At 38.0% G+C, this 11,462-nt stretch carries 9 protein-coding genes and 2 pseudogenes; 9 read left to right on the forward strand and 2 right to left on the reverse strand.

Annotation, left to right across the window (positions count from 1 at the left end):
• The 6 genes and pseudogenes from QX565_RS20425 to QX565_RS20450 form a co-directional block, all read left to right on the forward strand.
• Nucleotides 1–475: pseudogene (locus tag QX565_RS20425) on the forward strand (BT4734/BF3469 family protein); the annotation flags it as partial.
• A 30-nt stretch (nucleotides 476–505) separates the two neighbouring features.
• Nucleotides 506–721, forward strand: coding sequence for a hypothetical protein (locus tag QX565_RS20430; protein ID WP_221649633.1), 216 nt, complete (start codon nucleotides 506–508; stop codon nucleotides 719–721).
• A pseudogene (locus QX565_RS20435) lies at nucleotides 709–1,128 on the forward strand (relaxase/mobilization nuclease domain-containing protein); the annotation flags it as partial. The gene QX565_RS20430 and the pseudogene QX565_RS20435, both read left to right, overlap by 13 nt.
• Nucleotides 1,129–1,299: 171 nt before the next feature.
• Entirely contained in the window at nucleotides 1,300–2,187 is an 888-nt protein-coding gene (locus QX565_RS20440; RefSeq protein WP_289294193.1) for a helix-turn-helix domain-containing protein, read from the forward strand.
• A 13-nt stretch (nucleotides 2,188–2,200) separates the two neighbouring features.
• Nucleotides 2,201–2,797 (forward strand): sugar O-acetyltransferase, encoded by a 597-nt coding sequence (locus QX565_RS20445; protein WP_221649634.1) that lies wholly within the window; start codon nucleotides 2,201–2,203, stop codon nucleotides 2,795–2,797.
• Nucleotides 2,790–3,419 (forward strand): HAD family hydrolase, encoded by a 630-nt coding sequence (locus tag QX565_RS20450; protein ID WP_221649635.1) that lies wholly within the window; start codon nucleotides 2,790–2,792, stop codon nucleotides 3,417–3,419. Before QX565_RS20445 ends, QX565_RS20450 begins: the two co-directional genes overlap by 8 nt.
• 182 nt (nucleotides 3,420–3,601) lie before the next feature.
• Here the strand turns inward: QX565_RS20450 and QX565_RS20455 are convergent, their stop codons facing one another.
• Nucleotides 3,602–3,790, reverse strand: coding sequence for a tyrosine-type recombinase/integrase (locus tag QX565_RS20455; protein ID WP_289294195.1), 189 nt, complete (start codon nucleotides 3,788–3,790; stop codon nucleotides 3,602–3,604).
• 35 nt (nucleotides 3,791–3,825) lie between these two features.
• Nucleotides 3,826–4,032: a tyrosine-type recombinase/integrase gene (locus tag QX565_RS20620; RefSeq protein ID WP_354003830.1), complete on the reverse strand. Its 207-nt coding sequence runs from the start codon at nucleotides 4,030–4,032 to the stop codon at nucleotides 3,826–3,828.
• A 571-nt stretch (nucleotides 4,033–4,603) separates the two neighbouring features.
• Between QX565_RS20620 and QX565_RS20460 the strand changes: the two genes are divergently transcribed.
• The 3 genes from QX565_RS20460 (at nucleotide 4,604) to QX565_RS20470 (ending at nucleotide 11,431) form a co-directional block, all read left to right on the forward strand.
• On the forward strand, nucleotides 4,604–6,385 hold the full coding sequence (locus QX565_RS20460; protein ID WP_289294196.1) for a RagB/SusD family nutrient uptake outer membrane protein: 1,782 nt from the start codon (nucleotides 4,604–4,606) through the stop codon (nucleotides 6,383–6,385).
• A gap of 567 nt (nucleotides 6,386–6,952) precedes the next feature.
• Nucleotides 6,953–10,951, forward strand: a complete 3,999-nt coding sequence (locus QX565_RS20465; RefSeq protein ID WP_289294197.1) for an MBG domain-containing protein — start codon at nucleotides 6,953–6,955, stop codon at nucleotides 10,949–10,951.
• 147 nt (nucleotides 10,952–11,098) lie between these two features.
• Nucleotides 11,099–11,431 (forward strand): hypothetical protein, encoded by a 333-nt coding sequence (locus QX565_RS20470; protein ID WP_289294198.1) that lies wholly within the window; start codon nucleotides 11,099–11,101, stop codon nucleotides 11,429–11,431.
• The last annotated feature ends 31 nt before the right edge of the window (nucleotides 11,432–11,462 follow it).

Below are 11,462 nucleotides of genomic sequence, written 5' to 3' on the forward strand. Positions count from 1 at the left end.
GATAGACAAGAGCACCACCGACCTGGCCAGAGGGAATTATCTCTCCTATGATCCGGACTTATGGAAAAATCCAAATCCTGTTCCCTTTCACTTTGTACCAGGAACACCGGAACCTGTCATACCCAATACGATGACAGAAACAGTTATCAGGGATGTGCAAGGAGAACCAGTTCTGGTACGGGATGAATCCTGGGTGGAAGGTTTCCTGAATCGGTTGAACAGGCAGGTGATATCTGATGACAGTATTATCCGGATATTGAGAAAAACATGGAACGGGAACTCGCTGAGTAACGGCAGGAATAATACGGCCATGGCTTATGCCGGTATCTTATGCAAGGCCGGGGTTGAGCCGGGTAAGGCAAAGGCATTCATAGAGGAACTTATTCCCGGTTTTGATATAACGGAAATAATCGGGTACGCTTACACCCATAATATATTCGGGTGTGAACGTATGCGGTACAGAAATAGAAAATGAGAATATTTAACGAACTTAAAAAAAAGAATTATGGCACTGAATAAAAGTACCGGGAACATGTATGCTTTCGTTTCACATACATATAACCCGTTGAAAGGCGAATGTGAACATTCCTGTGCGTATTGTTTTATGAGACGTAAACTTCTCCTGCCTCCCTTGCGTCTGGAGCTGAAGGAATTGAAAGTGAACCTGGGTGAAGGCAACTTTATCTTTGTAGGCAGCAGTACGGATGAATGGGTGACTTGAAGAAACGGGCGAACTTCGCCAAGGTGATGAACTACGTGAACAACCCGAAGAAGGCACAGCTCATCGACAGCAAGGACGTGAGGCTGGACGACAACGCCGCCATCGCAAGAAGTATGCAGGGGCAGGCGGATAACAAACCGGAATGCAAGCTGAAAAATCCGGTGTACCACATCTCGCTGGATTTCGCCCACAAGGACACGGCCAAGCTGACGGATGCCTTGATGATCGAAATCGCCCATGAGTATATGTGGCGCATGGATATAACGAACACCCAATATATCATGTGCCGCCATACCGACAGGGAACACCAGCATCTGCACATCGTGGCAAACAGGGTGGACAATGGCGAGAAAGCTGGCAGCGACATCACCATGCACATCGCCATCGCAAAAATTGATACTTCTCTCATTGTTCTTAATCTTTAATGTTACTGATTTCTTTTGTTCACGGTACAAAGTTACGGCAGTTCTTACCAAGTCTTGGTGACTAAAGCTCCGATTGCTCTACCAATTTCACCGATTATTCTTTTTTCTCAACGAAAAGAAATACCTTTGCAAAAGATTTATATATAACAATGTATGAGCGAATTATTCAAAGCAGATAACATAAACCTGTACAATGAATGGGCGGGTGTGGAGACACAAAATCCTTTGGTGGGATTCATCGACTTCTCCGACGTGAAGCCGCTACGCCATGCGCGAAAAATATATGGTTTCTATGCAGTGTTTCTGAAAGACCAGAAATGTGGGGAACTGCGGTATGGCCACCGTTATTATGATTATCAGAACGGCACGCTGATATTCATTGCTCCCGGACAGGTGTTCGGAACGGAGGATGATAATATGGAGTTCCAACCTGACGGCTTCCTGCTGATGTTCAATCCCGACCTGTTGCGGAATACCCCTCTTGGACGGATGATACGCGAATATTCTTTTTTTTCTTACGAAACTAACGAAGCATTGCATCTTAGCACAGAAGAACGTCAGATTATCATGAACTGTTTCCGTAAGATTCAATATGAATTGAACCATCCGATAGACCGTCACAACAAGAACCTCATAACAGACAGCATCAAAACATTTCTTGATTATCGTACACGCTTTTATGACCGACAGTTTATCACACGCGATAACCAGAACCGCGATATTCTCGTAGGGTTTGAATGGTTACTTGATGACTATTTCCAAAATAAAACTGCCAAATGTATAGGTTTGCCAACCGTACGGTATTGCGCGGACAAGCTCTGTCTTTCACCCAACTATTTCAGCGATTTGTTGAAATCAACTGCCTTACACTTCATTCATGACAAGGCGATTGGAATAGCCAAGACCGAACTTGTATCTACGGATTACACTGTTAATGAAATTGCCTATAATTTCGGTTTCCAGTACCCGCAACATTTCACCCGATTGTTTGAAAAAGAGGTAGGTTGTACACTGAACCAATATAGGATGTTGCTTAATTAAAAAGACAAAGCTTATGAAAACAGAATTTGAAAAATGTATGTCCGGTGAACCTTTCGATGGTTCATCGCCGGAGATAACAGAAATGACAATACGCAACAAAAGACTCCTGCGACAACTCCGTGAGACCGATTACGCTGATGATGAAGCAAAACAACGTATCTATCAGCAAATGTTCGGAAGCATAGGCAAGGATGTGTATATCGATATTGATTTCCGTTGCGAATATGGGCGTAATATCCATTTTGGCAACAAGGTTATTGTGAACATGAACTGTACGTTCCTCGACAATAATAGTATATTTATCGGTAATAATGTAATGATAGCTCCTGATGTAAAAATATATACTGCCACACATTCTATATATTTTTCGGAGAGAATGCCGGAAAGAACCGATTCCAAAGCTTCCATCTGCGATACCATCGCTCATGCTGTGACTATTGAAGATGGCGTATGGATTGGAGGCGGCTCTATCATTCTGCCGGGAGTGACTGTTGGAAAGAATTCCGTAATCGGTGCAGGAAGTGTCATAGTGAAAGGCATACCAGACAACTCGATAGCTGTAGGAAATCCCTGTCGTGTCATAAAAAAAATAGAACAGAGCCATGATTAAAAATCTTATCTTTGATTTCGGGAAAGTTCTCGTCAACCATGACTTACAACCGATGCTGGAACGCTATTTCGGCAATGATACCGAGAGAATGAGACGTTTTCATGACATTTTGTCCGACAGGGATTTTATCGACCAGTGCGACCGCGGTATCATCCCTTTTGAGGAAATGTTGAGTATGGCAATTCGTAAGAATCCGGAATACTCTGACGCATTTCTGTTTTTTAAAGACAACTATCTTGATGAAATTACCGGTGAAGTAGAAGGGATGCGTGAACTCCTGAAGACACTAAAACAATCGGGATTCGGTCTCTATGGCCTCACAAACTGGAGCAATACAATCTATCAAGTCATGGAGAAATACGATATATTCCAATTGCTTGACGGATGGGTAATATCGTGCGAGGAACATTTCATAAAGCCTGAAAAGGAAATCTATCTCCACCTATGCGAAAGATATTCCCTAAACCTTTCGGAGTGTTTGTTTACCGATGACAGGATGGTCAATGTCGAAGGTGCAAAACTCATCGGCATGGAAGCTGTTCTTTTTACTACCGTATCGAATTATGTGAAAGACCTGCAACTTTTTTGTAATAACGAGATAAGTATTTCCCGGAATGACTAAGTATAATTCCAATCCTTATTTGCGCTTTATTTTCCTATGTGCAATTCTCAGTATTTCGTGATAAAATTCTGTATAGGCAGAATGACAACTCTTTACCACTGGTCAATCCCAATAAGCAATAGAAAAAACTGTGATAAAACAGATTTTCATCAATGATGCCTGTTTGAAAAGAAATCCGATCTTCAGTTTACCGCTTCAATCTTAGTTTCCATAATCACATCGGTATAGACTTGTGTGGAGTTGATACTCGTATGTCCGAACAGTTTGTCAACCGTGTATAAGTCGCCTCCGGCAGCCAACGACAGCGTAGCCATCGAATGCCTATAGGCGTGGGAACTGACATTCTTTTCTATCTCTGCGGCAGTAGCCATCTTTTTAAGACATCTGTCACAGGCACTAAGGAAGGTCATGTCAAAGACCTTTTGCCCCGGCTTGCAGCCGTTTTATCCGGCAACCATCTCAACGCCGATTGGTTCAAAGGTATCGTTACCTGTTTCCTTGTCTTTTGCATTGTCTGGATTGAAACGACCAGTCCGCTATTGACCTGTTTTATATTTCTCCATGTCAGTGCGGAGACATCGCTATAGCGTAGTCCGGCAAAGTAGTAAAATATTAAGTTGAGCTATAACTTTCATAAAGGCTAAATAGTGGCACTAAAATGATACTAAAATATAAATTTAGCCGTTTATTCAATCTGTAAAGTTTATAATATCAATATATTACAAAATTTCGTATCTTGTTGCTCGCGATATGATATTACCCTTCCCGAACCGACTGCGAATGAAGTGAAGATGTTGAAGGCGGAACTGGAGAAGTTTACAAAAGTGGAGGTTAAGGCGAATGCTTATTGCTGGATGAGGTAAATACGAGGGAATAAATATAATCCGTTGCCAATCGTCCCATAGCCTTATTAAAGAAGAAATAATACTCACACAAGAAGAGTACCTGAAACCAAAAGTTTCCAATTACTTGAACTAATATAGATTAAGAAGTAAAGAAAACACAACGGCGGAAGGTACTTTCTATTTTTTTCTCTTCAATTAAAGATGAACCGTATTTATTGATTATTTTGTTAAAATTAAAAATGTGCCGTATGCAAATTTCATTTTTTAACAATGATTTTTTATATAATAATATGACGATTGATATATTTGCATATATATTATATTTTACATCTTATATTTATGAAAAATAAATTATTCATGCTTTTATGCGGATTGTTAGTTTGTTTCATATCCGCATGTTCTGACGACGAACAAGAGCAACAGGCACCACCTAAAGAAACACCGGAAGTGATAAAGGAAGTAGTGGAAACCTTGAAGGAAGCCGCCCCACAAGCCAGTGATTTTCTTGAAATACTCAAACAGACAGACCTGACAGGTGTTACAGCCGAAAAATTGACGGTATTTGCCGTAAAAAATGAAACACCAACAAGGACAGGTATGGGTCTGGATACTACTTCTGTAAAGCGCCACGTAGCTATCGGCAGCTATAAAAAAGAGGAGCTTACCGATGGTCAGGAACTTACCAGCATAGGCGGAGATAAACTATTAGTATCCAGAATTGGTGAGGAAGTATCAGTTAACGGAGTGGTGATAACAGGAGAGGCGATACCGGCGGGAGATAGTTATATCTACATTGTCTCTAAAGTCATTCCGGAACATGAAGAAAAGCCAATCTTACATGAAACAACCTTTAAAGTGTGGAACCTGCTGAACTATGATTATATGGATGATCGGGAACCGTTAGCTGATGTCACAATAAAAGTATTCAATACTTCCAAAGAATTCTTGGGAGACTATATAACAGAGACATCCGGAGATATATTAGTCAGACATGCGTCAGATACAATTTTGTACCAATTAGTAAAAGAAGGTTACCAAACCTGTATAGACTATAACGGGGATGGGAAAATTAACACGGATGAACTGACGGAAGGGAAAAACATTCTGATTTATGATGGAAATAATAATGAAATGATCTGGGAGTGTTTTATGAAAAGGCAGGCAAGTCCGCTTATACAGGCTAGTGAAGCACAAAAGCAATGGAAGGCGCAAATACGGAATTTCTACTATCAGAACCGTACACTTAATCAGGAGTTGTCATACGGTTATCACGGTTTTTCATATAATAATATCGAATCAGTTTCTGGTAACTACTGGAAAAATGCCTACAAGACTATAGACCTGGGAATTCAATTACAGGAGATAGCCCGGGAAGTAATGAATGATAAAGATTTATGGAATGAACTCTTATGCAATATCAGGGTTGATATGGGATTAATTTATTCTGATGTTCTTGGTTATTATGGACAGTATATATTTAAGAATACTCATAATGACGAAGGTACTACTGAGATCAATGCCCTGTTTGATTATTTGGAAAAAGTAACCAACGAGCTTCCCTCTAATTATACAGGAGCACTCCGGGCTCTTGCGGCAAGAGTGTATTTGAACAATAAAAAATATCAGGAGGCATATTATAAATGTAAAGAACTCATTGAACGTGGAGATTATACTTTGTCGAATGAAGATGTTTTCGCTACTGTCAATAACAAAGCTGTAGTGTGGGGTGGATACGACGATACAATTCCCGATTTAAGGAAAGGTGAATACTTCCATCCCGTCCGTTATGTGGAAGTACTGCTGATGATGGCTGAAGCTGCCAATGAGACAGGAAATACGATAGAAGCGATACAGGCCCTTAACCGGATAACAGAAGCAAAAGGACAACCTATAATAGCACTTCCGGGAGCTACTCAAGAGGAAATCAGAGGTTATATTAAATACTTGTTCCTGAAAGAACTCTGTAATGAAGGACTGGAATATTCAACATGGAGGCGATGGGGGATTGCAGACCAGGAATTAGGAAAGATCAGCGGCTACAAGATTTATAATTCCCTGCTTCCCGTTCCTCAAAATGCATTGGATCAATATCCGGTATTGGAACAGAATCCAGGATATTAGTATTAAAAAAAACACGGTTAACAAATATAAAGACGTACCAGGACATGAAATCCTGATACGTCTTTTTTTCTCGTAATTAAAGCCGCATCAAATAAATGTATAAAAAAATAAGAAAATATTTTCCATGCTTTTAAATCATTTTCCATGTATCTTTACGCCTAGAAAGCTCCTATTCTCTTATACATGAAGAAACAAAATCTCATAGAGCATTAGTTGTAAAAAATAAAAATATTATCTTTGTAACGTCCAATCGGAGAAATGATTGGATACAAGAAAGGTATTTTTGTGATGTCCGAATCTTAAATTCGCCAAAATTATATTAGGAGGACGGAAACAACTAATGCTCACTTTGTTTTTGTATGTCTCGGTATAGCCTATGTTATACCCCTACATATCGAACAGGGTGTGGGATTTTGTTTCTTCTTTGTTCATTCCTAAAGGGCGTTTGGCGATGCCTAAGATTCGTGAACATGGCAGACAAGTCTCTCACCCTTCTTATGTACTAACGTTTAATCAATTAAACGGCTGAATTCGGAGACTTATAGGCGTATAGGAGGAGGTAAGAATATGACTGAAAATCAACTCTGCGGAAAAGGACGATTGAGCAAATACCGGATGGAAAAGATTCAGAAGATTCTAAGTTGCTTTCAAAAGAGTTTCATCTCTTTATTTTTTTTACTCTTTTGGATGAACGTAATGGCTTTTGAGGTCAGAGATGGTGTAGAATATGGTTGTTATCAAGACCCTAAAACAGCTGAATTTCATGCCAAAGTCTATGGTTTTGAAGATAAAGTAGGCAGGGCAGAGCTTAAAATACAAAATGAGATAATTATTTGGGGAGGTGCTGACGCTAGTACTCGATATCGATATATTGTGAATGAAATTTCAGACCATGCCTTTTATTATGCAGAAAACTTAGAAACTGTCTTTATTCCTAAAACAATTGTTAAGTTTGGTTCTCATTGTTTTAAATATGGACTTAAAAAGTTGACGCTGGAACATACAACACCCCCTAACACCAAAATAGACGCGGATCTTGTTGTTGTTCCAAAGGATTGTTATTTAAAGTATCTTGAGAATAGTCTTTGGAGTACGGCTAATTTGGCAGAAGAACAGAATACTCCAGCAAAGAAAGCTTACACAAAAAATTATATTTTTACAACATTCCCCCGTGTAATAAGATGGGAAAAAAGTGTGGATGATGGAAATACTTGGGAAAAATTCAATAGTAATAAGAATGTGTATATAGAAGAAAATCCTAAAACCGGAAAATATCTATATAGAGCCTTAAATGACTCAGGTACTTATACAGACATAATACAGGTAACTTATTATGAAGAACTTCCTTCGAACATAAAGACATTACCGATTATAAACATCCATACCGTAGATGAACCTATAACTTTTTTGTTGGACATTGAAGATAGAAATTATTCTTATCAATGGCGTAAGGATAAGGTCGACATAAAGAGTGCAACATCAAAAACATATACGATTCCGAATATCAAAACCAGTGATGCTGGAACATATGATTGTATCATTAGTAATTCTTATAATACCGTAACATCAATCTCAACAACATTGACAGTAAATAAAAGTTCCCAATACATCAACTTACCTCCAATAGATGTGAAGACATATGGAGATAGCCCATTTACGTTACCTCAAACAACAGATAAGGGGCTAGAGATTACTTATCAAAGCTTAGATGAAAGAATTGTCAAGATAGATAGAAACATCGTTACGATAACAGGAGCGGGTACTACTGATATAATAGCATCTCAAGGAGGAAATGCAGACTACTTATCCGCGGAATCTGTTTCTCTTCGATTGACAGTAAACAAAATCAAACAGATAATACCATTTGAAGCATTATCAGAAAAAACATATGGAGATGGAAGTTTTATTTTACCGGAAAAAACAGATAAAGGGTTTACTATTTCTTATGAAAGTACTAATACCAATGTTGCAACAATTGAAGGAAACATTGTTAATATAAAGAATGCAGGAAAAACAGAAATCGTTGCCACGCAGGCTGGGAATGCTTATCATTATGCTGCTAATCCTGTAACTCAAATATTAACAGTAAACAAGGCAACTCAGAAAGTGACTTTTCTGCCTTTACCATCTGTTATGGCATATAATCCCAGAGGACGGTTTACGATGAACCGATGTAGCGACAAAGGATTGGAAGTTACGTATATAAGTAGCAATGATGTCATTTTGGTAGAAGGAAATATTTTAAAAATAAATAAAGTCGGAACTACTGAAATCACCGCGGTACAAGAAGGAGATGACAATTACTCTGCCATTGTCCCAATCAAACAAACCGTTACTGTAAATAAAGCATCTCAAACTATCGTTTGGGATAATATACCCGTTAGAACTTTTGGGGATGCAGATTTTACTCTTCCATTAAAAACAGCAGAGGGTTTGATTGTTTGTTATACAAGCGACAATGAAGAAGTTGCTGTTGTAAAAGATAACCGGATAAGTATTAAAGGAGCTGGAACTGCTCATATCACAGCTTCTCAAACTGGAAACGATTTATATGATCCTGCCGAAGAAGTTACTCTACCTCTAGTGGTGGCGAAGGCTTATAACCAAATTAATTTTGCTGCATTACCTGCTTGCATTTATAGTGTCCAAAAAAAAATTACATTGCATGCTGAATCCAAAACACCTGTTGTCTTTGATTGTTCTAACGAGCAAGTAGCGTCAGTAGATGGTAATGTACTAACTATCAACGGTGCGGGGGAGTGTTATGTTACAGCTAGAACAGAAAGCAGTAAGAATTACTATGATACACCTCCTATACAGCGTCGATTAATAGTTAATAAGGCTGAGCTATCTGTGAATCTTGATTTTATAGAGGATAAAACTTATGGGGATGCTCCATTTACCATATCTTCAAGTACAAATGAAGATTTTCCTGTGAGATATACCACTTCTGATTCTAAGAAGTTGATTATAACCGGCAATACAGCAACTATTCTAGGAGCTGGAACAGTTACGGTAACGGCAACCGTAATGGGTAATGACAATTATGAAACAGCCACAGCTACACAAACTTTGGTAATTAACAAAGCTAATTTAATAGTGACAGCAGAAAACAAGAAGCGTTTGTATGGAGAAGAGAATCCTGAGTTTACAGTTGTCTATGAAGGATTGGTAAATGGAGATTCAGAAGAAAGCTTGAGCCCAACTCCCCTTGCCAGCACCAATGCGACCATTACCAGCAAAGTAGGAAATTATAGTATTCTGCCCAATGAAGTTATAACTTCAAACTATAATGTTCTCTATCGGAATGGAGTATTATCCATAAATAAAGCCCCTCTTCAGGTATGGACAGACAATTATACAAGAGAATACGGTCAGGTAAATCCTTATATTAAACTTCTATTTTCGGGGTTTAAGAATGGAGAAGGGGCATATTCGGGTACAATAGAAGAAATGCCCGTTATTACTACGGCAGAAAGTAATGACAAAGTAGGTGTTTATGACATTGTTCTTTCAGGAGGAGTCTCTCAAAATTATTCATTTGAATATCAGTATGGGAAATTAACCATTACGAAAGCGGAACTGCATATAATTGCAAATGATGTTATACGTAAATATGGAGAAGAAAATCCTAAGGAATTTACGGCCAGATACATTGGTTTCAAGAATAAGGAAGACGAATCTATACTGACGAAAAGACCGCTTCTCTTTGCAGATGCGGATATTAAAACTATCCCCGGACGTTATTGGATACAAGTTCAAGGGGCAGAAGCTGAAAACTATTCAATAATATATAATCCGGGGACATTGTTAATCGAAAAAGCACCACTAGTTGTAAAGGTAGATAAAAAAGAACGATGCTATGGGGAAGAAAACCCAAACTTTACCTTTTCTTATGAAGGAACAGTTAATGGTGACTCCGAAGATAGGATTTGGTGGAATTATCCCCAAATTAGTTGCAATGCGACTCCAAGAAGTAATGTTGGAACTTACGACATCACTATTTCTGGTGGCTCTTCACTATGTTATGATATGGAGTTTCAAAGTGGAACATTAAAAATAAACAAAGCTTTATTGGAGTTTATTGCTGATGATAAAGAGTTTAGAATCGGAGATGATTTTCCTGCTTTTTCGTATAATATTTATGGGTTTAAACTGGATGATACAGAAAATGATCTGGATAAATTGCCCAAAATATATTGTGAGGCAAATGAAATTTCTCCTCAAGGAGAATATGATATTATTATTGAAGGAGGATATGATAATAATTATTCATTCGAATATCAAAACGGAACATTGACAATTAATGCAGGGACTTCTATAAATAAGGTTTATACAGAAAACTCATATTTTTATTTTTCACCAAACAGAGACAGGATATATTTTTCCACTGATTCTTTAATAATGAGAGTTGATATAATATCTATAGATGGAAGTATAAAATATTTAGAACAAGACAGAGGGATAAGAGAGATTCCGATTGATGGATTAGCAAATGGTTGTTATATCCTGCGGGTATGGGAAAATGAAGTTGGTAAATGTAGTCTTTTTAAATTTATAAAATAAGATAAATAGCTTCAACTCTGTTACGGCATTAACGAGGTATCATTAATTGGGTATCTCGTTTTTTTTATCTTCTCCTCACTCAAAAAATGCCGGAAACTCTACTACGAAGCCTTGAAATCCCTAACTATGAATTAAACACGTAAATTTATGACAGATACATCCCAATTATGGTATTCGCTCAACAAGGATTGTAGTGACATATCAAAAACTCCGGTAGAATCATACTCCGATTCAAAAGAGACAACGAATAAATTCTCCGATGATATAAAGGCTTTAGGAGAATATTTCCCTCAACTGGCTTCTCTATTGAATAAAAAGGATAGTACGGACTATAACTTAACATTAGAAATAAGCCTTAAAGAAATATTTGTTCTATGTCCACGTAGAAGATGTAGAGCAGACAGATATGAAAAACTACAGGAATATCTGAAAGAGAATCATAACACAACCTTAATCATTAAATCACAAAAAACTAAGTAGTATGAAAGTAAAAAGATTTTCAACAACAAGA

Source organism: Bacteroides sp. 41_26 (genome assembly GCF_949740115.1).
GTDB lineage: Bacteria > Bacteroidota > Bacteroidia > Bacteroidales > Bacteroidaceae > Bacteroides > Bacteroides nordii.

Excerpts from the sequence above, each read along its gene's own strand:
- QX565_RS20470 (WP_289294198.1), top strand. The coding sequence starts at position 11,099 with ATGACAGATACATCCCAATTATGGTATTCGCTCAACAAGGATTGTAGT.
- QX565_RS20445 (WP_221649634.1), top strand. The coding sequence starts at position 2,201 with ATGAAAACAGAATTTGAAAAATGTATGTCCGGTGAACCTTTCGATGGT.
- QX565_RS20440 (WP_289294193.1), top strand. The coding sequence starts at position 1,300 with ATGAGCGAATTATTCAAAGCAGATAACATAAACCTGTACAATGAATGG.
- QX565_RS20460 (WP_289294196.1), top strand. The coding sequence starts at position 4,604 with ATGAAAAATAAATTATTCATGCTTTTATGCGGATTGTTAGTTTGTTTC.
- QX565_RS20465 (WP_289294197.1), top strand. The coding sequence starts at position 6,953 with ATGACTGAAAATCAACTCTGCGGAAAAGGACGATTGAGCAAATACCGG.
- QX565_RS20430 (WP_221649633.1), top strand. The coding sequence starts at position 506 with ATGGCACTGAATAAAAGTACCGGGAACATGTATGCTTTCGTTTCACAT.
- QX565_RS20450 (WP_221649635.1), top strand. The coding sequence starts at position 2,790 with ATGATTAAAAATCTTATCTTTGATTTCGGGAAAGTTCTCGTCAACCAT.
- QX565_RS20455 (WP_289294195.1), bottom strand. The coding sequence starts at position 3,790 with ATGGCTACTGCCGCAGAGATAGAAAAGAATGTCAGTTCCCACGCCTAT.